Annotated in this window: 16 protein-coding genes and 3 CRISPR repeat arrays; of the genes, 13 read left to right on the forward strand and 3 right to left on the reverse strand. The window is 70.0% G+C overall.

Annotation, left to right across the window (positions count from 1 at the left end; genetic code table 11):
- Positions 1-41: 41 nt before the first annotated feature.
- A CRISPR array of direct repeats spans positions 42-1,107; the repeat unit is 29 nt; unit sequence GGGACCATCCCCGCAGGCGCGGGGAGCAG.
- A 217-nt stretch (positions 1,108-1,324) separates the two neighbouring features.
- From cas3 to V7E45_RS15310, 10 genes are all read left to right on the forward strand, one after another.
- Positions 1,325-4,264: a CRISPR-associated helicase Cas3' gene (gene cas3 / locus V7E45_RS15265; protein WP_443056051.1), complete on the forward strand. Its 2,940-nt coding sequence runs from the start codon at positions 1,325-1,327 to the stop codon at positions 4,262-4,264.
- The gene (gene casA, locus V7E45_RS15270; RefSeq protein ID WP_333774696.1) at positions 4,257-5,948 is read left to right on the forward strand and encodes a type I-E CRISPR-associated protein Cse1/CasA; all 1,692 of its coding nucleotides are present in this window, start codon (positions 4,257-4,259) and stop codon (positions 5,946-5,948) included. The genes cas3 and casA overlap by 8 nt, the downstream gene beginning before the upstream one ends.
- The gene (gene casB, locus V7E45_RS15275; RefSeq protein WP_333774697.1) at positions 5,945-6,646 is read left to right on the forward strand and encodes a type I-E CRISPR-associated protein Cse2/CasB; all 702 of its coding nucleotides are present in this window, start codon (positions 5,945-5,947) and stop codon (positions 6,644-6,646) included. The genes casA and casB overlap by 4 nt, the downstream gene beginning before the upstream one ends.
- Entirely contained in the window at positions 6,643-7,836 is a 1,194-nt protein-coding gene (gene cas7e / locus V7E45_RS15280; protein WP_333774698.1) for a type I-E CRISPR-associated protein Cas7/Cse4/CasC, read from the forward strand. The genes casB and cas7e overlap by 4 nt, the downstream gene beginning before the upstream one ends.
- Positions 7,833-8,555, forward strand: a complete 723-nt coding sequence (cas5e, locus tag V7E45_RS15285; RefSeq protein WP_333774699.1) for a type I-E CRISPR-associated protein Cas5/CasD — start codon at positions 7,833-7,835, stop codon at positions 8,553-8,555. Before cas7e ends, cas5e begins: the two co-directional genes overlap by 4 nt.
- Positions 8,555-9,325, forward strand: a complete 771-nt coding sequence (cas6e, locus tag V7E45_RS15290; RefSeq protein ID WP_333774700.1) for a type I-E CRISPR-associated protein Cas6/Cse3/CasE — start codon at positions 8,555-8,557, stop codon at positions 9,323-9,325. Before cas5e ends, cas6e begins: the two co-directional genes overlap by 1 nt.
- A 4-nt stretch (positions 9,326-9,329) precedes the next feature.
- Positions 9,330-10,316, forward strand: a complete 987-nt coding sequence (cas1e, locus tag V7E45_RS15295) for a type I-E CRISPR-associated endonuclease Cas1e (RefSeq protein ID WP_333774701.1) — start codon at positions 9,330-9,332, stop codon at positions 10,314-10,316.
- Entirely contained in the window at positions 10,313-10,663 is a 351-nt protein-coding gene (gene cas2e / locus V7E45_RS15300) for a type I-E CRISPR-associated endoribonuclease Cas2e (protein ID WP_333774702.1), read from the forward strand. Before cas1e ends, cas2e begins: the two co-directional genes overlap by 4 nt.
- 91 nt (positions 10,664-10,754) lie before the next feature.
- A CRISPR array of direct repeats spans positions 10,755-12,677; the repeat unit is 30 nt; unit sequence CGTGCTCCCCGCGCCTGCGGGGATGGTCCC.
- Between the two features lie 664 nt (positions 12,678-13,341).
- On the forward strand, positions 13,342-13,593 hold the full coding sequence (locus tag V7E45_RS15305; RefSeq protein ID WP_333774703.1) for a plasmid mobilization protein: 252 nt from the start codon (positions 13,342-13,344) through the stop codon (positions 13,591-13,593).
- Positions 13,590-13,973, forward strand: coding sequence for a fic family toxin-antitoxin system, toxin component (locus V7E45_RS15310; protein WP_333774704.1), 384 nt, complete (start codon positions 13,590-13,592; stop codon positions 13,971-13,973). Before V7E45_RS15305 ends, V7E45_RS15310 begins: the two co-directional genes overlap by 4 nt.
- A gap of 217 nt (positions 13,974-14,190) precedes the next feature.
- A CRISPR array of direct repeats spans positions 14,191-14,710; the repeat unit is 30 nt.
- Between the two features lie 460 nt (positions 14,711-15,170).
- Here the strand turns inward: V7E45_RS15310 and V7E45_RS15315 are convergent.
- Positions 15,171-15,791, reverse strand: a complete 621-nt coding sequence (locus V7E45_RS15315; RefSeq protein WP_333774705.1) for a hypothetical protein — start codon at positions 15,789-15,791, stop codon at positions 15,171-15,173.
- A gap of 296 nt (positions 15,792-16,087) precedes the next feature.
- Here V7E45_RS15315 and V7E45_RS15320 point away from each other — a divergent pair, with 296 nt between their 5' ends.
- Positions 16,088-16,321, forward strand: a complete 234-nt coding sequence (locus V7E45_RS15320) for a hypothetical protein (RefSeq protein ID WP_333774706.1) — start codon at positions 16,088-16,090, stop codon at positions 16,319-16,321.
- Positions 16,322-16,362: 41 nt separating this feature from the next.
- On the opposite strand, the gene V7E45_RS15325 is transcribed toward V7E45_RS15320, so the two are convergent.
- The gene (locus V7E45_RS15325; protein ID WP_333774707.1) at positions 16,363-16,575 is read right to left on the reverse strand and encodes a hypothetical protein; all 213 of its coding nucleotides are present in this window, start codon (positions 16,573-16,575) and stop codon (positions 16,363-16,365) included.
- A gap of 101 nt (positions 16,576-16,676) precedes the next feature.
- On the opposite strand from V7E45_RS15325, the gene V7E45_RS15330 reads away from it, so the two are divergent.
- Both V7E45_RS15330 and V7E45_RS15335 read left to right on the forward strand, forming a co-directional pair.
- Positions 16,677-17,666 carry a PIN domain-containing protein gene (locus V7E45_RS15330; RefSeq protein WP_333774708.1) on the forward strand — a complete coding sequence of 330 codons (990 nt, stop codon included), beginning with the start codon at positions 16,677-16,679 and terminating at the stop codon, positions 17,664-17,666.
- A gap of 485 nt (positions 17,667-18,151) precedes the next feature.
- Positions 18,152-19,069, forward strand: coding sequence for a hypothetical protein (locus tag V7E45_RS15335; RefSeq protein ID WP_333774709.1), 918 nt, complete (start codon positions 18,152-18,154; stop codon positions 19,067-19,069).
- A gap of 335 nt (positions 19,070-19,404) precedes the next feature.
- On the opposite strand, the gene V7E45_RS15340 is transcribed toward V7E45_RS15335, so the two are convergent.
- On the reverse strand, positions 19,405-20,286 hold the full coding sequence (locus V7E45_RS15340; protein WP_333774710.1) for a DUF3800 domain-containing protein: 882 nt from the start codon (positions 20,284-20,286) through the stop codon (positions 19,405-19,407).
- Between the last annotated feature and the right edge of the window lie 665 nt (positions 20,287-20,951).

Consider the following 20,951-nt stretch of genomic DNA (forward strand, 5'->3'; position numbering starts at 1 on the left):
GGGGAGCAGAGCTTCTCCTACATCCTGCACCTGCCCGTGCAGGGACCATCCCCGCGGGCGCGGGGAGCAGAACGACATCGACGCGGACGACTTCGAAGAGTGGGGACCATCCCCGCGGGCGTGGGGAGCAGGTCGGCCGAGCAGCGGACGGCAGGTTGGTGCTGGGACCATCCCCGCGGGCGCGGGGAGCAGTTGGCCAGGGACTGCTCTCCGGGCTCGCGCTGGGGACCATCCCCGCGGGCGCGGGGAGCAGGTCGGGAACAGGCCGGTGAGTTGACTCGCGTAGGGACCATCCCCGCGGGCGCGGGGAGCAGCTCACGAAGTACGGGAACGCCACCCGCCGGGAGGGACCATCCCCGCGGGCGCGGGGAGCAGGGACGTGCACACCGCCTGCAACTGACCGAGAAGGGACCATCCCCGCGGGCGCGGGGAGCAGAAGCTGCTTCCCTGGAGAGTGAGCCCCGTTATGGGACCATCCCCGCGGGCGCGGGGAGCAGCCGGAGACCATATCGTCGACCTGGTCGCCCAGGGGACCATCCCCGCAGGCGCGGGGAGCAGTACGACTCCCGCGGGTGGTCCTCGAACCAGCCGGGACCATCCCCGCAGGCGCGGGGAGCAGCTTGACCCGGACCTGGTGGACGTTGTCGGTTCGGGACCATCCCCGCAGGCGCGGGGAGCAGGGCAGCAGGTCGATCTCCCACTGGCCGAGCGCGGGACCATCCCCGCAGGCGCGGGGAGCAGTGGTTGGCGACGGTGACGGTGGCGGTGGGCCCGGGACCATCCCCGCAGGCGCGGGGAGCAGCACAACCTGATCGCCCCGAACCTGCTGCAGCGGGGACCATCCCCGCAGGCGCGGGGAGCAGGACGCCGCCGGACGCCCCCAAGACCCCGAAGGGGGACCATCCCCGCAGGCGCGGGGAGCAGTGACCCGACAGACGTGGGGGACACGGTCCGTAAGGACCATCCCCGCAGGCGCGGGGAGCAGAACGTCATGCCGGCGACGTCCGCGAAGGTGGCGGGACCATCCCCGCAGGCGCGGGGAGCAGCGCCTGCTCGGCTGCTTCGGTGAAGGTGATCTGGGACCATCCCCGCAGGCGCGGGGAGCAGGCTGCGTGGCCTGCGGTTTCATCCGGTCGGAACGGCGGTTTCAGCAAGTTTCGCCGATCCCGGCAAAGGGTGCATTACGCCCCATCTTCTACTCAAAGCCTATACGTGGTCGCGTTGTTGGGGCCGAGGTCTGCTGATTGGTCGGTGCTGGTGGTTGATCCTTCTCATTTTCTCCGTACTGGCTTCACGTGTCATCTACATCCTGTATGCATCTGGCATGACTGGGGAGAGGGTGGCCGGTTCGGGGTTGCGGGCCTGCTTAAGTGCGCCGGCGGCGTGTGTGTGGGCGAAGCATGACCGTGAGGGGGAGCGGTGGCTGCCGTTGTGGCAGCACATGGAAGACAGTGCGGCTGTGGCGGGGCGGTTGTGGGACGAGTGGCTGCCGTTGTCGGTGCGGGGGCTGATCGCTGGTTCGCTGCCGGGTGGGCAGGTGGCTGCTCGCCGGTTGGTGGTGTGGCTGGCGGGGGTGCATGACGTCGGGAAGGCGACGCCTGCGTTCGCTTGTCAGGTGGAGCAGTTGGCGCAGGCCATGCGGGGGCACGGGTTGGAGATGCGCTCGCGGGAGGCGATGGGCGCGGACCGCAGGCTCGCGCCGCACGGGCTGGCCGGGCAGGTGCTGTTGGGTCAGTGGCTTCAGGAGCGTCATGGCTGGACGGTGAAGCAGGCCGGGCAGTTCACGGTGGCGGTGGGCGGGCATCACGGGGTGCCGCCCGAGCACGGTCAGATCCAGGCGCTTGACCGTCATCCTGGTCTGCTGGGCGCGCACGGGCCGGGCCGGGCGGTGTGGCAGCGGGTGCAGGAGGAGCTGCTGGACGCGTGTGCGGCGGAGTTCGGCGTCGGTGAGCATCTGGCTGCCTGGAGGACGGTGAAGCTTGCGCAGCCGGTGCAGGTGCTGCTGTCCGCCCTGGTCATCGTCAGCGACTGGATCGCCAGCAATCCCGATCTCTTCCCCTACTTCCCCGAGGACGTGCCCCGTACGGGGTCGGAGCGCATCGCGGCCGCCTGGGCGGGGCTGGACCTGCCGGGCCCGTGGCGGGCCGAGGAGCCGGCCGCGGACGTGCATGAGTTGTTCGCGTCCCGGTTCGACCTTCCGCCGGGCGCGAAGGCCCGGCCGGTGCAGGAAGCGGCTGTCGAACTGGCGCGGGAGATGGACGCGCCGGGGCTGATGGTGATCGAGGCGCCGATGGGGGAGGGGAAGACCGAGGCCGCGCTCGCCGCCGCTGAGATCCTCGCCGCCCGCTCCGGGGCGGGCGGCGTGTTCTTCGCCCTGCCGACGATGGCCACCGGAAACGCGATGTTTCCCCGCCTACGGCGCTGGCTCGACCGTTTGCCGTCCCCGCCGGGGACGCGCTACTCGGTGCTGCTGGCCCATTCCAAGGCCGCTCTCAACGAGGACTTCGCAGGGCTCCTGGGCGAGGGGAGCCGGCGGATCGCCGCGGTCGACGTGGACGGCCCCGACAGCGGTGCTGAGCTGTGGCGGCCGTCGAGCCGTGACCGTGTCGCCGGGGCCGAGCTCGTTGCTCACGCCTGGCTGCGGGGGCGGAAGAAGGCCATGCTGTCGTCGTTCGTCGCGGGCACGGTCGATCAGTTGCTGTTCGCCGGGCTCAAGAGCCGGCACCTGGCGATGCGTCACCTGGCGCTCGCCGGCAAGGTCGTCGTCATCGACGAGGCCCACGCCTACGACACCTACATGAGCGTCTATCTCGACCGGGTGCTGTCCTGGCTGGGTGCGTACCGGGTGCCGGTGGTGGTGCTGTCGGCGACGCTGCCCGCCGGCCGGCGCAGGGAGCTCGCCGAGGCGTACGCGGGCAAGGACGCCGCTGCTGCGGCCGCGGATGCCTTCGATGCTGTCGGCCAGGGGCGTGACTATCCGCTGTTGACGGCCCTCCCGCCCGGCGGCTCACCGCTCATGCGGCGCCCTGCCGCTTCGGCCCGCGGCACGAGCGTCGAGCTGGAGCGGCTCGCCGACGACGTGGACGTCCTGGCCGACCGGCTTCAGACGGAACTCGCCCAGGGCGGCTGCGTCCTGGTCGTGCGCAACACCGTACGCCGTGTCCTTGAAGCAGCGGCGGTGCTGCGCGAGCGGTTCGGGGCGGCGAACGTCACCGTCGCCCACTCGTGCTTCGTCGACGTCGACCGCGCCGCGAAGGACGCCTCCCTGTTGAACCGCTTCGGACCGCCGGGCAAGTCCGACCGGCCGGCAGGGGCGCATATCGTCGTCGCCAGCCAGGTCGCCGAGCAGTCCCTGGACGTCGACTTCGACCTGCTCGTCACCGACCTCGCCCCCGTCGACCTCCTGCTGCAGCGCATGGGGCGCCTGCACCGCCACCTGCGCGGAGGACAGGAGCAGACCGACCGCCCCGAGCGACTGCGCCAGGCACGCTGCCTGCTCACCGGCGTCGACTGGAACGCCCCCGTGCCCCGGCCCGTGGCCGGCTCGATCGCCGTGTACGGGGCGTATGCGCTGCTGCGTTCGGCGGCCGCTCTGCTGGAGTACCTCGACGGCGGCCCGCGGCGCCCGGTGCGGCTGCCCGCCGACATCAGCCCCCTGGTGCAGCGCGCCTACACCGACACGCTGGACATCCCGCCCGGCTGGACGCAGGCGCTCGAGGACGCCCGGGCCCGTCATGAGAAGCACCGCGCGGAACAGGCCGAGCGGGCCGCGACGTTCCGGCTGGATACCGCGGCCCGCCCCGGCCGGCCGCTGTTCGGCTGGGTCGCCGCAGGTGTCGGTGACGCGGACGACACCCGCCAGGGGCGTGCCCAGGTACGCGACAGCCGCGAGAGCCTGGAGGTCGTGGTCGTGCAGCGCCGCGCCGACGGCACCCTGGCGACGCTGCCGTGGCTCCAGCCGGACCGCAAGGGCCGCGCGCTGGCAGGTCTGCCCCTGCCCACGGACCAGGTGCCGACCGCGCTCGCCGCCCGCACCGCGGCCAGTTGCGGGCTGCGGCTGCCGATCCAGTTCAGCTACGCCGACGTGATGGACCGGGCCATCGACGAACTCGAGGAACTGCACATCCCGGCCTGGCAGGTGAAGGACAGTCACTGGCTCGCGGGCCAGCTGATCCTGCCGCTCGATGAGGACTGTCAGACCCGGCTGGCAGGCTTCACCCTCCGGTACAGCCCGAGTGACGGTCTTGAGGTGACCCGTGCCTGAATCCGAGAACATCAGCGGTAGTGGTGTGCTGTCGTTCGACCTGACCGCCCAGCCGTGGATTCCCGTCCTCCGACTGGACGGCAGCCAGGCGGAGTTGTCCCTGGGTGAGGTGTTCGAGCAGGCGCACGGCCTGCGGCGCATCACCGGTGACCTGCCCACCCAGGAGTTCGCCCTGGTACGGCTGCTGCTTGCTGTCGCGCACGACGCGCTCGACGGGCCCAAGGACACCGACGACTGGGCGCAGTTGTGGGACGAAGAGACCTGCTTCGCGCCGGTGCGGCCGTATCTGGACAAGCACCGGGAACGGTTCGACCTGCTGCATCCCCAGATGCCGTTCTTCCAGACCGCGGGCCTGCGCACCGCGCAGGAGGAGGTGTTCTCCCTCAACCGGATCGTGGCCGACGTCCCCAACGGTGAGCCGTTCTTCACCGCCCGGATGCCTACCGTCGAGCGGCTGACCTTCCCGGAGGCGGCCCGCTGGGTCGTGCACGCGCACGCCTATGACACCTCCGGCATCAAGACCGGCGTGGAGGGCGACCCGCGTGCCAAGGGAGGCAAGGTCTACCCGCTCGGGGTCGGCTGGGCCGGCAACCTCGGAGGCGTCTTTGTCGAGGGCCGCACCCTGCGCGAGACGCTGCTGCTGAACCTGGTGGCCGCCGACACCGCCAACCTGCAGATCGACGACAGTGACGCCCCGGCATGGCGCAGGCAGCCCTGCGGGCCGGGCGGCACGGAACGCGCCCCCACCGGAGTACGCGACCTGTACACCTGGCAGACGCGGCGCCTGCGCCTGCACTTCGACGCCTTGGGCGTGTACGGCGTCGTCCTCGGCTACGGCGACCCGCTGGGCCCGCGGGACCGTCAGCACCGGGAGCCGATGACCGCCTGGCGGCGCAGCCGGGCCCAGGAGAAGAAGCTGAAGACGACTCCCGTCTACCTGCCGCGCGAGCACGCGCCCGAGCGGTCCGCCTGGCGCGGGATCGGCGCCCTGGTCGCCGACCAAGCCGCAACTGCCCAGGGCTCGGAGCCTGCCGACTACCTGCGGCCGGGAATCCTGGAGTGGGTGGCCTGCCTGGTGACGGAAGGCGAGCTGGACCCGGGCTTTCTGATCCGGGCCCGGATCGTCGGCGCGCGCTACGGCACGCAGCAGTCCGTCATCGATGAGATCGTCGATGACCACGTGGCCATGGCCGTCGTCCTGCTGCATGAGCAGGACCGGCGCTATGCCGAGCAGGCCGTCGCCGCCGTCGGTGACGCCGACCTCGCGGTCAACGCTCTCGGTGACCTCGCCACGAACCTGGCGCGCGCGGCCGGCACGGAAACGGAGGGGCCCCGCTCCACCGCACGCGATCTCGCCTACGGCCTCCTCGAGGCCCCCTACCGCACCTGGCTGGCCCATCTCGCCGACACCGACGACCCCTACGCGCAGCGCACCGTCTGGCAGCAGCAGGTGTACGCCATCGCCGGCCGCACCGGCGACCAGCTGATGGCCGCGGCCGGGAACGCGGCCTGGCAGGGCCGGACCGTCCAGCTCAAGAACGGCACCGAGTGGCTCAACTCCTCCCTCTCCGGCAAGTGGTTCCGCGCCGCCCTGCACAAAGGCCTGGGACGCCCCGGCCTTCATGACCTGCCGCATGAGACGGACGCAAGCCCGGCACCCACCACCGCGAAGGCACCCGCATGACCACCGATTCCGCACCCGCCACTGTCACCGCCCGCGAACGGGTGACCCGGCTCGCCGCCGCCCACCTCACCGCCCTGCAGCGGGGCTACCTCGCCGATCAGTCACACGCGGTCGCCTCCCTCGCCCGGCTCCGGCGCGGCGCCGGACGCCAGGCCGGCCAGCTGCCCGACCTGTGGGCCTTGATCGACACCGGCCCCCTGCACGACACCCCCGACGGCGCCCGGCCGCTGAGCGAACAGGAGCTGGCCAGGGCCGAGGACGCCCTGCACGTCGCCCTCACCCTCTACGCACTGCACCAGCAGTCCCGCCGCACCGGCATGTACCAGGCCGACCGGCCGGACCGCCGCCGGGGCCTGGGCGCCGCGGTGCGCCGGATGATGAAACCCGGCGAGATCGACACCCCCGTCCACAAACGCCTGGTCCGCGCCGGCACCGCCGCCGAACTGACCACCTGCGCCCAGCGGCTGCGCGACATCGTCGTCCTGCTGCGCCGCGACGACATGGAACTCGACCACGCGCTGCTGGCCGGACAGCTCTACACCTGGCAGCGGCCCGGCGGTGCGGACACCGTCCGCAGGGAGTGGGGCCGCTCCTTCCACGCCTGGCACGACAGGCCCGCCAGCCGCCCTGATGCTGCCGCCGGCCGCGCCAGCACGGACACCACCGCCACCACGGACACCGACAAGGACGCCTCGTGAACCGCATCTTCCTCGACGTGCACGCCCTGCAGACCGTCCCGCCCAGCAACCTCAACCGCGACGACACCGGCGCCCCGAAGACCGCCGTGTACGGGGGAGTGCCGCGCGCCCGCGTCTCCAGCCAGGCGTGGAAGCGGGCCACCCGCACCTACTTCAAGGACGAGCACCTGCTCGACCCCAGTGAGCTCGGCGTGCGGACCAAGAAGATCGTGGAGGCGGTCGCCGCCCGGATCACCAGCCTCGACCCCTCGCTCACGGGTGAGACCGCCCTGCGCCTCGCGGACGAGACGGTGAAGGCCACCGGACTGAAGACCGAGGTGCCCAAGCGCAAGACGAGCGCCGCCAAGGACGGTGAGCCGGAGCCGGCCCCCCAGTCCAAGTACCTGGTGTTCCTCAGCAGCCGCCAACTCGACGGGCTCGCCCGCCTCGCCGTCGACGGCGCCGCCGACATCACGGCGCACCTGAAGGACAAGAAGAACAAGGACAAGGCCAAGCAGCTCGCCGACACCCAGCACTCCGTCGACATCGCCCTGTTCGGCCGCATGGTCGCCGACGCCGCCGACATCAACGTCGACGCCGCCGTCCAGGTCGCCCACGCCCTCAGCGTCCACCGCGTGGAGAACGAGTCCGACTACTACACCGCCGTCGACGACGAGAACGCCGAGGAGGAGACCGGAGCCGGCATGATCGGCACCGTCGACTTCAACTCGGCCACCCTCTACCGCTACGCCGCCCTCGGCGTGCACCAGCTCGCCGCCAACCTCGGACACGGACTGCGCGAGAACGAGCCGGGCACCGACCCGGTCCGCCGGGCCGTCGAAGCCTTCGTCCACGGCTTCATCGCCTCCCTGCCCACCGGCAAGATCAACACCTTCGGCAACCACACCCTGCCCGACGCCGTGATCGTCAAGCTCCGCACCACCCGGCCCGTCAGCTTCGTCGCCGCCTACGAGGACCCGGTGCGCGGCGAGACGGGCGGCTACGTCCGCGAAGCATGCGAGCGCCTGGCCGAGTACATCCCCGACATCGAACGCGCCTACGGCGACGAGACCTCCACCCTCACCTGGGTGCTGCGCGTCGGACCCAACACCCACAAGCTCGCAGAGCTCGGCACCGAGTCGCCCACCGTCCACGACCTCGTCACCGCCGTCGGCCAGGCCGTCGCCGAACGCCTGGAGAAGCCCGCATGAGCGTGCTGACCCTCCGGCTCGCGGGCCCCCTGCAGTCCTGGGGGGCCTCGGCCCGCTTCACCCGCCGCACCACCGAGTCCGCCCCTACCAAGAGCGGCGTCATCGGCCTGCTCGCCGCCGCCGCCGGCATCCAACGCGGCGACGACACCGCACTGGCACCGCTGGCCGCCCTGCACTTCGGCGTCCGCATCGACCAGCCCGGCACCCGCGTACGCGACTTCCACACCGCCCACCACGGAGTCACCGGCAAATCCATGCCGCTCTCCGAACGCTTCTACCTCGCCGACGCCGTCTTCGTCGCCGCCCTCGAAGGCGACCCGACGCTGCTCACCGAACTGAACGCAGCGCTGCGCGCACCGGTATATCCACCGTTCCTCGGCCGCCGCTCCTGCCCGCCAGCCCTCCCCGTCGAACTCGGCCTCCACCACCACGGCGGCCTGCTCGACGCACTGCGCGCGGAACCCTGGCAGGCCTCCCCCTGGTACCGCAGGCACCACCGCGACCAGGACCACGTCGAACTGACCGTGCTGCGCGAGGCACAACCCGACCAGCACGCAGCCGCCGACACCCTGCGCGACCAGCCGCTCAGCTTCGCCGCCGAACACCGACGCCACACCTGGCGCACCCGTGTCACCAGCAGCGTCCGCATCCTCAACCCGTCCGCCCGGCACCTGCCGCGCCACGACCCCTTCGACGCCCTGGACGAAGAGAGCGCCTGATGTACCTCACCCGCTTCCGCGTGAACACCGCACGCACCGGCGCCCGCCGCCTGCTGTCCTCACCCCAGGCCATGCACGCAGCCGTCATGTCGTCCTTCCCCACAATGCTGCCCACCGACACACCCCCCGCAGACGGCCCCCGCGTGCTGTGGCGCCTGGACCACACCACTCGCGCCGAAGTCATGCTGTACATCGTCAGCCCCGACCGGCCCGACCTCACCCACCTCGTCGAACAGGCCGGCTGGCCGGCCGCCGCCGACCCCACCGCACCCGGGTGGCAAAGCCGCCCCTACGGCCCGCTCCTCGACCGGCTCACCACCGCAGACCGATGGGCCTTCCGCCTCACCGCCAACCCCGTCCACCACGCCCGCAGAAAAGACGACGAACCCACCAAACGCACCGCACACCTCACCCCGACACACCAGATGGGCTGGCTCCTCAAACGCCAGGAAACCTGCGGCTTCCGCATCCTGGAAAAAGCAGACGGCAACAGGCTGCTCCCCAGCGGCACCACCCACACCCGACAACCCCACCACGGCGACCGGTACGAACTGACCGTCCGCGACAAACGCAACCTCGCCTTCGCCAAACACCCCAGCACCCAGACAGGCCGCCGAGCACCCGTCAGCCTCATCACCGTCACCTTCGACGGCCGCCTCGAAGTCACCGACCCACAACTACTGCGCCGCGCCCTGACCCAAGGGATCGGCAAGGCCAAGGCCTACGGCTGCGGCCTGCTCACCCTGGCACCGCTCGCCCCGGCCGGGTGAACCGGTGACCACAGTCTCCCGGCGCCCCGCGCTCACCCCGCGCCACCTCACCCGCACCGGCGAACGGCTCTCGTTCATCTACCTCGAGCGCTGCACCGTCCACCGCGACGCCAACGCCATCACCGCCGAGGACGCCGACGGCACCACCCACATCCCGTCAGCGACCATCAGCACCCTCCTCCTCGGACCCGGCACCCGCATCACCCACCAGGCGATGAGCGTCCTCGGCGAAACCGGCGCCGCCGTCTGCTGGGTAGGCGAGCAAGGAGTGCGCTACTACGCCGGCGGCCGCGCCTTGACCCGCTCTTCCGCCCTGGCCGAAGCACAAGCCGTGCAGTGGGCCAACATGCGCAGCCGCCTCGCCGTCGCCCGCGCCATGTACCGGCTGCGCTTCCCCGACGAGGACCCCGCCGGCCTGTCCCGCAAGGAACTCCTCGGTCGCGAAGGCACCCGCGTCAAAGACTGCTACCGGGCCCAGTCCGCCCGCACCGGCGTCCCCTGGCGCGGCCGCCGTTACACCCCTGGTGACTTCACCGGCGGTGACCCGGTCAACCAGGCCATCACCGCCGCCGCCCAGTGCATGTACGGCATCGCCCACGCAGTCGTCGCCTCCCTCGGCTGCAGCCCCGCCCTCGGATTCGTCCACTCGGGCCACGAACTCTCATTCGTCCTCGACATCGCCGACCTGTACAAGACCGAGATCGGCATCCCACTCGCCTTCGACATCGCCGCCGAAGACGAAGAAGACATCGGCCCGCGCACCCGTCGTGCACTACGGGACCGCATCAACGAAACATCCCTGCTCGACCGCTGCGTCAACGACATCAAACGCCTCCTACTGCCAGAGGCAGCCTCGCCCGAGGCGATGAACGGCGACCACGATGCCGTCACCCTCCACAGCGACGGCGGTCACACCGTCCCCGCGGGCCGCAACTACGGCGGAGGAACCGACCAGAACGACACCTACAGCGACTCGGACATCAGCTGGTGACCGTCATCGTCCTCACCAACTGCCCGCCCGGCCTGAGGGGCTTCCTCACCCGGTGGCTCCTCGAGATATCCGCAGGCGTCTTCATCGGCAACCCGTCGGCACGCATCCGCGACCTGCTCTGGACTGAGGTTCAGCAGTACGCCGGCCAAGGCCGGGCCCTCCTTGCCCACACAACGAACAACGAACAGGGCTTCACCTTCCGCACCCACGACCACGCCTGGCACCCGGTCGACCAAGAAGGACTCACCCTGATCCGTCGCCCCAGCGCCCAAAGCTCCGCAGATGCTACGACTGCCCCACGGAAAGGCTGGAGCAACGCATCCAAGCGACGACGGTACGGCCGATGACCTTACTTATGCGCTTTCATGGCGAATTGCCGCGATCAGTGAAACTGGCTAATAGAGGCCAAGCCCAGCACTAACTCCCCAGGTCACGAAGAGTGCTCCCCGCGCCTGCGGGGATGGTCCCAGGTCGACCAGGGAGCCCTCGGCGATGACGGCGTGCTCCCCGCGCCTGCGGGGATGGTCCCACGACGCTCAGGCGGATGAACCAGGAGTCGTCGTGCTCCCCGCGCCTGCGGGGATGGTCCCTGGGTCGTGGCGGGCGGCAGCGCGCTCACGGCGTGCTCCCCGCGCCTGCGGGGATGGTCCCGCGATCGGCCGGACGGTCATCACCCGCCCGGCGTGCTCCCCGCGCCTGCGGGGATGGTCCATGAGCTGGAGTCCGGTCAGCTCGTCCCGCCAGGTGCTCCCCGCGCCTGCGGGGATGGTCCCTCGCCGACCGCGCTGGTCTCCAGTTCGCGCAGGTGCTCCCCGCGCCTGCGGGGATGGTCCCTACCGCGGCTCCGTCGGCTCCGTCCACGCCATGTGCTCCCCGCGCCTGCGGGGATGGTCCCTGGTCGGCCATCGTCGGCTGCGCGGTGGCCGCGTGCTCCCCGCGCCTGCGGGGATGGTCCCTGGTCGCCGTACTCCGCCGGCAGCTTCAGGTCGTGCTCCCCGCGCCTGCGGGGATGGTCCCGTGACGCGTGGATCGCCCCTCGCAACACGGGGAGTGCTCCCCGCGCCTGCGGGGATGGTCCCGCGCCCTGGTACAGGCTCGCCGGACCCTGAATGTGCTCCCCACGCCTGCGGGGATGGTCCCGAGGCGATCCAGCGCGGACTCCACGCCCGCGGGTGCTCCCCGCGCCTGCGGGGATGGTCCCGAGATCCTGCTGAACATGCTCCAGGTGCCGGAGTGCTCCCCGCGCCTGCGGGGATGGTCCCGCGGTTGAGCTCCTTGGCGTCCTTCTTGGTGGGTGCTCCCCGCGCCTGCGGGGATGGTCCCGCGTGGGGCATGACGGCCGGGGACGGCTACCGGTGCTCCCCGCGCCTGCGGGGATGGTCCCTCCTCGCGCACGCAGGGCGATGCGGACTGGCCGTGCTCCCCGCGCCTGCGGGGATGGTCCCTCGCCGAGATCCTCGAGGACCTGGCGACGAACGTGCTCCTCGCGCCTGCGGGGATGGTCCCATCGCCTCGGGCGACAGCCTGTGGTCCAAGGTGTGCTCCCCGCGCCTGCGGGGATGGTCCCACCCCGTTCGGGGCGGACTGCATCAGCGCCTGGTGCTCCCCGCGCCTGCGGGGATGGTCCCCGGGGCGTGAACTCCACGGTGTAGGTGAAGCTGTGCTCCCCGCGCCTGCGGGGATGGTCCCGTCAGGGTCTGGAGCAGGAAGTTGTTCTTGGCGTGCTCCCCGCGCCTGCGGGGATGGTCCCTCCCCGTACCTGCGCTGCGTGAGCTCGCGGACGTGCTCCCCGCGCCTGCGGGGATGGTCCCTGCTCGTCCGGCTGGGCATCGTAAAGAGCATCGTGCTCCCCGCGCCTGCGGGGATGGTCCCCAGTCCAACCTCAACCAGAACTACTGCGCGGCGTGCTCCCCGCGCCTGCGGGGATGGTCCCACCATCTTCAGGCAGTTGTCGGCGTCCAGGTCGTGCTCCCCGCGCCTGCGGGGATGGTCCCCCCACGCCGCCTCCGCCGGTCTCTTCAACTATGTGCTCCCCGCGCCTGCGGGGATGGTCCCCGGAAGTCGTGGCCGGGCATGGTCGCCGGTGCGTGCTCCCCGCGCCTGCGGGGATGGTCCCAGCCCGATTCACTGCCCCGGCGGCACTGAGGTGTGCTCCCCGCGCCTGCGGGGATGGTCCCGTCACGGCGGACGGGGCCACGATCTGGCTGACGTGCTCCCCGCGCCCGCGGGGATGGTCCCTACATGAGCCCCGTGGGTGATGACCCGCGTCAGTGCTCCCCGCGCCCGCGGGGATGGTCCTCCCACGTCCCGTACACGCAGGTGCAGCTACTCGTGCTCCCCGCGCCCGCGGGGATGGTCCCGGGGTCGAAACCACGGCTATACCGGACGACAAGTGCTCCCGCGCGCCAGCAGGGATGGATGGTCCCATCAACATCAACTTCAGGGGTATCGGTCACGCGTGCTCCCCGCGTCCGCGGGGATGGCCCCAGAGCGGGCATGAGCCTGCCCCCTTCCAGCGAGTGCTCCCCGCGCCAGCGGGGATGGTCCCACCGGAGGCCGCACGATCAACGTCCGATCCGGGTGCTCCCCGCGCCCGCGGGGATGGTCCGAAGGAGCTCCGCGAGGAACTGACCTCGACCCGGTGCTCCCCGCGCCCGCGGGGATGATCCCAATCTGGGCTCGCAGCTCGACGCGCTGACCAGGTGCTCCCCGCGCCCGCGAGGATGGTCCCGCCTACGCCCGCTGGCAGAAGCGCCTCGGCTAGTGCTCCCCGCGCCCGCGGGGATAGTCCCTGCGGGACGGTCACCTCCGGCTGCTCGACCGAGTGCTCCCCGCGCCCGCGGGGATGGTCCGCCCACGACGACGATCGGAACGCTGACGTGTGTGTGCTCCCCGCACTCCCAGGGGTAGTCCAAAGGGTGCCCCCACGAAGGACGCCACACCGGAGCTCGGCGCTGAACGTCGCCGTTACAGGGATGAGTTGAATCGGCTGTAGCGGCGCGTACGGGCAGCTACGCTGATGGGTATGGGGAAGAAGCAGATCAACGTCCGTGTGGATCAGGACGAGTACGACGTGATTGCGGAGCGGGCGGCGGCGGCTGGCATGGATGTGTCTGAGTACGCCCGGCGGGTGCTGGCTGACGAGGGTAACGACGTGCGGCATCGGTTTCTCGGTGCGGCTGAGTACTTTGCGCAGGAGTGGGGCCCGCATTTCGCTGAGCGGTTCGGCCATCCGGCCCCGGAGGCGAAGGACGAGACGCGCGGGCGGGCTGCGTGATCCTGCACATCGACCGTGCCTGGCTGCTGGACCTCGCGCACCGCAGCGTCCCCGGTGACCCGGACGTCCTCGACTTCGGAACGCTTCAGGCGGCGGTGGCCCGGCACGCCGACAAGGTGATGGATCGACCGGTGTACGCGCAGGTCCATCATCGTGCGGCCGCGCTCATGCACCAGCTGATCCGCGTGCCGGCGCTGGAGTACGCCAACGAGCTCTTCGGTGCGATCGTTGCGGCCGCGTATCTGTCGGCGTCCGGCGCGATGGTGACGGTGGATCACAAGCAGGCGGCGGACCTTGCCGAGCGGATCGCACGGGACGGGCTTGACGTGCGGGAAGTGGCGGACGAAATCAAGGGATGGACCTCCCAGCCGCGAAGCTGAGACGTACGTGCGGGACCTGCCAGGGAGGCAGGTGGAATGGTCCCCGCGCCGGCGGGGATGGTCCCGGGTTGGTGAAGCCTAAGTCGACGGTGACCCAGTGCTCCCCGCGCCCGCGGGGATGGTCCCAAGGTCGACAAGAGCTGGTACGTCGATCCGCAGTGCTCCCCGCCCCGCGGGGATGGTCCCATCACGGCCGGGGCGATCGACGGCCAGACCATGTGCTCCCCGCGCCCGCGGGGATGGTCCGAACACGGCAGGGGTGCCGGCCGTCGCGCGGACGTGCTCCCCGCGCCCGCGGGCATGGTCCCAGCCCTTCCTCTTCCGCGATCTGGACTATGACGTGCTCCCCGCGCCCGCGGGGATGGTCCCACCTTGAAGTCGTCGGGCAGGAGCGTGACCTCGTGCTCCCCGCGCCCGCGGGGATGGTCCCACCTTCGACGCTGGCGGCATCCTCGGCGGGCTGTGCTCCCCGCCCCCGCGGGGATGGTCCCTCCACGGCGTAGGTGAAGCCTGCGGGGTCGATGGTGCTCCCCGCGCCTGCGGGGATGGTCCCGTATCGTCGTACTCGGTCAGGGAGCCGGGGGTGTGCTCCCCGCGCCCGCGGGGATGGTCCCGACCACGGCGACCCGGGCGCCTTGCCGATCGCGTACTCCCCGCGCCTGCGGGGATGGTCCCGCGAGGGCCTGCGGCCGTAGCGTCTCGATCAGGTGCTCCCCGCGCCCGCGGGGATGGTCCCATCTCGATCCGATTCAGGCCCACCTCGAGCTGGTGCTCCCCGCGCCCGGGGGATGGTCCCCTGACCGCGGCGCAGGACCCCACCACCATGACGTGCTCCCCACGCCCGCGGGGATGGTCCCGGCGGCCCGGAGTGTACGCGGTCTACGATGGGTGCTCCCCGCGCCCGCGGGGATGGTCCCTGTTTCGTCTCTCAGGTGTCGAAAGACAGCCTGTGCTCCCCGCGCCCGCGGGGATGCTCCCCAGTCGCGGTCATCGGCTGGTACACCTGCGAGTTGCTCCCCGCGCCTGCCGGGATGGTCCCGAAACCGACCTCGAGTCGGCGACGATCGCAGCGTGCTCCCGCGCCCGTGGGGATGGTCCCAGGCCCCCGCCGATCAGGACCACGCCGAGGGTGTGCTCCCCGGGCCCGCGGGGAGGAGGGCTCTGGACACCTTCCGGCGGGCGCCGACCAATCTCCGGCTACATCCCCTCATCGGGAAGCCTGAACCCAGGGTGCCGAGTGCGCTGGTAGTCCTCCTCCAGCTGCTGCGCCAGCGAAGGCCGCACGTGACTGCCGCTCGTGGGCAGCGACCTGTCTCGGTAGGCACGCGTCTCTGCGTCGCGCTGCCGCTCCCGAACCTCCTGCTCGTCGGCCCACGTGCGCTGAACCGCTGCCTGCCGATCCAGAGCCCAATACTCGTCCAGGCATCGGCGCACGTACTCAAGCTCCGCCCTGGCGGCATCCGCAAGCCCGTCCGCGCACTCGCCGTCCAGGAGATCCTGTGCCTCCTCCAACGCTCTCTTCCACCGGCCGTACGGGGCTGCTCTCGTGTCGCTGTCGTCCTCCACCTCAGCCAGAGCAGACGCAAGGTCGACTTCCATATCGGCGGCGCGGATGCGCAGGTACTGCCACTCCCGTTGAGCTCCTGAGAGCTTCATCGCCTCCGTCCTGGCGGTACGGCGTTCCCGAGCCGCGCGCTTCTCGGGCGTGAGGAGCCTGTGCTCTTCGAAAGCCTCCCGCGACACCGGAAGGCGCCACTCACCAGTTTCCTCCCATGCTTCAAACGCCTTACAGATCCTTTCCCACTGGTCATCGGCCATCGTTCCGCCTCCCTCCCCACAGTGGCTCCCGGTTCTCCCCGCGGCAACCGGCAGCCTCGCCGCTACTCACGCCGCCCGCCTGCGGGGTCGTCACGGGTGTCGGTGATGGAGGCCATCATGGGACCCGACCCACTCGACGGGCTTCTTTATGGGAGCCGTCTGACCTGTACCTCGCCTGCCTCACGGTCCACCTGCACGGAGTGGCCTGTCTGGGCGAGGACCGCGGTCAGAGCGTGTTGCAGGGCTGAGCGCTCGGGTTCGCGGACATCGAATTCACCACCGACACCAACGGATGGATGGGCACCGCGGGCGGCATGAGCGTGGACCGCGCGGTGCGCAGGGCGCTCGACGCCCTTCGCCCAGGGGCGATCCTGCAGATGCACGTCGGCACGCCCGAAGGCCGCACCCAGGTGATCGACGCCCAGGCCCTGCCACGGATCCTCGATGCGTTCACCGCCCACGGCTACCACGTCATCGACCTCCGCACCCTCCTCTGCCCTCCGACCCGCCCCGCGCCGGTACCGAGGTGATCAGCGCCCACCGCGGACAAAGCCCCGAAGCAACGCCCCCGTCATGGGGCACAGCCCCACTCCGCGCCGCCGCCGGTCGCGGCGAACGAAAAGTTCGCAGTGGTGACGATGAACACGGAGTCGCTCGAGCGGTTCGGGTTCACGTACTGGATCTCGGAGGCTTCCAGCACGGCGAGGTAGTCCCGCTCGATCGTGTCCAGCTCCTCCAGGAGGCGCTTTCGATAGGTGGGCGGGAGGGGCTTCTTCTGCGGCATCCACCGATGATGGCCCACCCCCTGACATCCTGGCCCTGCCAAGTCTTGCCACCGCGGAAAACCCCTGACCCAAAGACCCATTGGGGGCCTACGCTCCCGTCATGTACAGCAGCGCCTATCCCGTGCCGTTGACCAGCGGCGGCTTCCGGCTCGGAGTCTTCGACACTTCAGTGCTCACCTCGGACGTTACCGCGGCGCTGAAGCGGAGCCAGCCGTCCTCGATCCTTGCCGGGATGCAGCACGGGACGCTGCGCGGGTTCATCCCGCACTACGTGTGGGCGGAGGTCCCCCGCGTGCTGGCCGACCGCAAGCGCGAGGGCGGCACCTTCGATCTCGCCAGGGCGGAGAGGCTGTGGTGGCAGGAGTACGTGCCGCTGCTGCACGTCGTCTGCGTGCACGGCCTGCCCATGACGGCGGCCGCCGACAAACTCGCCCACGAAGACCTGAGCGACGTCGGCATCCTCCAGCTCGCTGGCGTACTCGCCCCCGTCGTCCTCCTGGCCGCCGACCGGGACCTGATCCGCCAGGGCGCCGCCGTCCCGAACTGGGAAGCCGTACGAAGCGTGGTGGGGAGGATCGGCAAGGCGGAGGCAGGCATGCACGGCAGCACCACCACGATCGTGGGGGCCGGCTACGGCCTGGCCGGAGCCGTGCGCCTGGCACGAGCCCACCCGGTGGCCGCCGCAGTGGCGCTTGCCGCCGCCAGCACCTACGCGTACCTCAACCGCAACCGGTTCTCCAGCGACACCCGCGCGAAGCTCACCCGGCTCGGCTCGGAGACCTTCAAGATCCTGAGCGAGCCCTTCCTCGAGCACGAGGTACACGGACGCGACTGGGCCCAGGCGCAGCGCGGCACCGCCGGGGACGACGTGCTGTCGCAGGTCGCCCGCCTGCTCGCCCGAGCGCCCGAACCGATGACCCGTACTGAAATCCTCGCTGCGCTCCCCGCTTCGGTGCAGGAACCGCACCGCCGGCAGATGGACGGGCTGGGGCGGCTGCTTCACCGCTTCCCTGCCTTCCACCAGGCAGCACCCGGAAAGTGGCAGCTCGGCAGGGCCAATATGCAGATTAGCGCGTCGCCTTGGGAGTGAGAGCCTGTTCCTGAGGTCGACATGACATAACGGTGGTCGTGACGAACCGGACGGTGTCGGCTTGCCGCTGGGAGGCGGCCGATCTGCGCTCGGAAGCGCGTGGCAGTTCCTCTCAGTGCGGTGGACACACGGACCATCGTTAGGGCCAGGTCAGAGTGGCTCTATGGCCGGTCTGTTGCGTTCCGGGCGTCTTGGTCGGCGGGATCCGTGAGACTGGTGATGTGTTAACCGCTTATGTTTTTGTGGGCACCCCGTGGGCCGTCCTGGCCGTGATCCTTCTGCTCCTTTTCCCTGGGCCGGCTCAACGCTGGGCATTGCGGTCTGCGGAGCGCTTCGAGCGGCTGCGCGCCGTCGTAGGGGTACGTCGAGCTGCTCCGCTTTTGACGCAGATGATGCTGCTGCCGCCTCGAATACGAGAGCGGTTCGACGATCACGGATTGGCCCCTTCGTACGTTGTGCGGTGGTGGCGCGCTCGGCCCCTGGCCATGCCCATCAAGATGTTCCGATTTGTCTTACTACTGTTCTTTGTGGCGAATATCGACGACATGGCCGATTGGGAGCATCTGCGGTTGACTGCAGACCCGGGACCGCATTCTGGCCTTGTGCAGGGGGTGCTTAGCCGCATGGTGGCCGTGTCGGAGTCGGTGCGCCATTGGGGCTTCAGCGCGATCCCAAAGACAGAGTTCCTCCTGATCGTCGCCCTGATCGTGGTTGCCGAAGCGCTGCTCATCAAGCGCATCAATCTGATCAGTCCTGGTAGCACTGCGACACATGCCCCCTATGACCTGGAGGCACTCGACGGGTACCCGGAGAAGACGAGGGCGCGGCGGGAGGACCGACGATGTTGGCCTGTTGTCGCATTGCTGACGGTCGCGGCCCAGTGCGCCACAGTTCTCCGTCGCTGGGAGGAAACCCAGCCGGATTGCCAGATCCCTCGCGTTTCCATGCAGCCCGTGGAACAAGCCATCTGGAGGGCCCATCGCACCCGCCGTGCTAGAGCCCGACGGCACAACGAGCGGCAGTTCAAGGCCCATGCCGCACTGGTGGTGGGCGCGTTACGAAAGGCCGAAGCACGGCAGGACTCTGACCCGGGCCGCGCCCTCGAAGACCTCACCGTGATGCTGCTGACCATCGCCGAGCGCTACGCCGAGGGCCGCATCGATTGTCTCCTCGACGCAGATCAACTCGACGGCGTAGATCCAGCTGCGCCCAGGGAGCGATTGCGGATGCTCGCGGTCGGGCTTGTGGTCGTGCTGGTCATGGCGTGTGCGGCCGTCCTCGGGTTGCCCGAGGCTGCACTCGTCCCCTTGCTTCCGGTGGTGGTGCTGTTTGTTGCGGTCGTCTTCAACCGCGGTCGGATGCCCACTGCCGGGCAACTCACCGATTTGATCATTCCTCGGTGACGCTGAACACCCCACACCGGCAGCGGGTGCCGCAGACGTTGTGCCCGCGCATTACTGGCATGGTGACAGGGCAAACATATGACGGGCCTGCGGCTACAGTCGCGACCAGGGGGTCGGAGCCACTGGCATTGGCTCCGACCCCTCGCTTGTGAGGACAGGCCGGGGTTGGTCGAGGCCTTCATGCGGTGTGAGAAGGGGCGAAGTACGTCTCTCGCTGTTCGTCGGTCAGCTTGCCGTCCAGGTCGAGTGATCCGCGCAGCGCGCTGATCGTCATCCCCCGCCGGTGGCCCGCGCATGACTGCTAGGCCGTAGCTTTGGGGCATGGCGCAGGCAGCTTACTGCTGTGTCCCGTCGGGGTTGGGGGCATCGAGACCACTGCTGCTTGCGAAGATCCAGCCACTGTGGGGGAGCACCGTGCCCATGGAGCTGGCCGTGTCAGGGAGGACGTACGCGTCCTCGCCGAACACCCAGTAGGCAAGGTTCATCAGCGCCTTGAAATTGTATGTGGCGCTGGGCATGAACTTCAGCCCCGTTCCGCCTGCGTAGCCGCGGGTGTTCGTGGCCAGCAGCTTGTGGATGAGGTCTTTGTAGGGAGCGGCTGCGGGGGCGCCGGCGATGAGGGCAGTCGTGGCGGCCGCCGCGAGGTCCGCGAGCTGTAGGTGGTCAACGTGGTCGGAGCGGGTGGTGATGATGGGCAGCAGGATCTGCTTGTCCGCCGGCTTTACGTACTGGGTTCCATCGGTGTCCAGTGCTAGTGCGTCGGCCAGCCAGCGGGTCTCGTCTTTTCGCCCGCCGCCTGGCTGATCGGCGATCATGATGCCCTTGTCCTCACCGAGCGTGTAGGTGACGCGCTCGTAGAGGTACTCCAGCATCTCGCGCTTCAACTGGCTTTCGGAGTACCACTCCGGCATCAGCTCGGGCGCACAGATGACGACGCAGGCCCGGACTCCGAGTGCAGCGGCGGCTTCCAGCATCCGTACCCGAGCGGTGTGCAACTCGGCCCACTTCTTGTGAAGAGGCCCTCCGTCCGGCGACCACTTGAACTCGGTACCGGCCGGGACGCCGAGCTCCTGCCGCAGCTGGGCGAGCTCCTCGCGGTAGGGCTGCAGCGACTCCTGAGGAAAGATCACGGCTCCGTAGGCGTGGAGGGCCCCGAGGTCCTGCCTCGGTACGTCTTTTCGCTTACGTGAGCTGTCATCCATGAATGCGAAGTACATGGTGGGAGAGCCTATGGCTGAGCGAGTGGATCAGGTCCACGCTTTTTGGGCCGCCTCTGGCCGTACGGCAGATCCAACCCTGGTGCGCTTGCTGCCGGACCGCTGCGGGTGGCAGCAGACCCCTTTTACGCAAGGCGATGTGTCCCCGCCCGTGCCTGTCCGGGACGGGAGGACCTGGAGGACCCGTGGGCACTGAGCAGCGTGACAGCAGCCGACCGTGGCGCCGGTTCCGCGGGCGGACGCCACGGCGAACGCCCGCCGTGCTGGAGTTCGTGAAGAAGGGCGCTCTCGCCGCGAGCAACGGCCTAGCCTCCGGTCTCGCCCGGGAGGCGCTCAGGGCGATCAGCGCCGACGATGCCCCTACGGCACCGCCAGGTGCACATCCGCTTACCAGTGACAAATCAGCCAGTTCGTAGTCCAGGGCACGGTAGCTCATCTCTTCCGCCGTACCGGTGGTCCTCCCGGGAGAGGCGCCGAGCCGCGCGGATGCTAGACCGACACCGCGCTGTGCTGGGTGGCATGGGCAGGAGATGGTGCTCGCGAGCCTCACAGCGGGTGTACGGCGTGGGGGGCCTCCCCCTGAGTGGTGGACATGCTGATACTGGATTTGCTTGATCCGGAGGAAGCGAGAACACCGCCGATGGCGATGAGGGACTACTCGGACG

Origin of the sequence: Streptomyces sp. IBSBF 3136 (genome assembly GCF_036815105.1) — a bacterium.
GTDB lineage: Bacteria > Actinomycetota > Actinomycetes > Streptomycetales > Streptomycetaceae > Streptomyces.

Excerpts from the sequence above, each read along its gene's own strand:
- V7E45_RS15320 (WP_333774706.1), top strand. The coding sequence starts at position 16,088 with ATGGGCACCGCGGGCGGCATGAGCGTGGACCGCGCGGTGCGCAGGGCG.
- cas6e (WP_333774700.1), top strand. The coding sequence starts at position 8,555 with ATGTACCTCACCCGCTTCCGCGTGAACACCGCACGCACCGGCGCCCGC.
- V7E45_RS15305 (WP_333774703.1), top strand. The coding sequence starts at position 13,342 with ATGGGGAAGAAGCAGATCAACGTCCGTGTGGATCAGGACGAGTACGAC.
- cas5e (WP_333774699.1), top strand. The coding sequence starts at position 7,833 with ATGAGCGTGCTGACCCTCCGGCTCGCGGGCCCCCTGCAGTCCTGGGGG.
- casB (WP_333774697.1), top strand. The coding sequence starts at position 5,945 with ATGACCACCGATTCCGCACCCGCCACTGTCACCGCCCGCGAACGGGTG.
- V7E45_RS15330 (WP_333774708.1), top strand. The coding sequence starts at position 16,677 with ATGTACAGCAGCGCCTATCCCGTGCCGTTGACCAGCGGCGGCTTCCGG.
- V7E45_RS15325 (WP_333774707.1), bottom strand. The coding sequence starts at position 16,575 with ATGCCGCAGAAGAAGCCCCTCCCGCCCACCTATCGAAAGCGCCTCCTG.
- V7E45_RS15315 (WP_333774705.1), bottom strand. The coding sequence starts at position 15,791 with ATGGCCGATGACCAGTGGGAAAGGATCTGTAAGGCGTTTGAAGCATGG.
- V7E45_RS15335 (WP_333774709.1), top strand. The coding sequence starts at position 18,152 with ATGCCCATCAAGATGTTCCGATTTGTCTTACTACTGTTCTTTGTGGCG.
- V7E45_RS15340 (WP_333774710.1), bottom strand. The coding sequence starts at position 20,286 with ATGTACTTCGCATTCATGGATGACAGCTCACGTAAGCGAAAAGACGTA.
- cas3 (WP_443056051.1), top strand. The coding sequence starts at position 1,325 with ATGACTGGGGAGAGGGTGGCCGGTTCGGGGTTGCGGGCCTGCTTAAGT.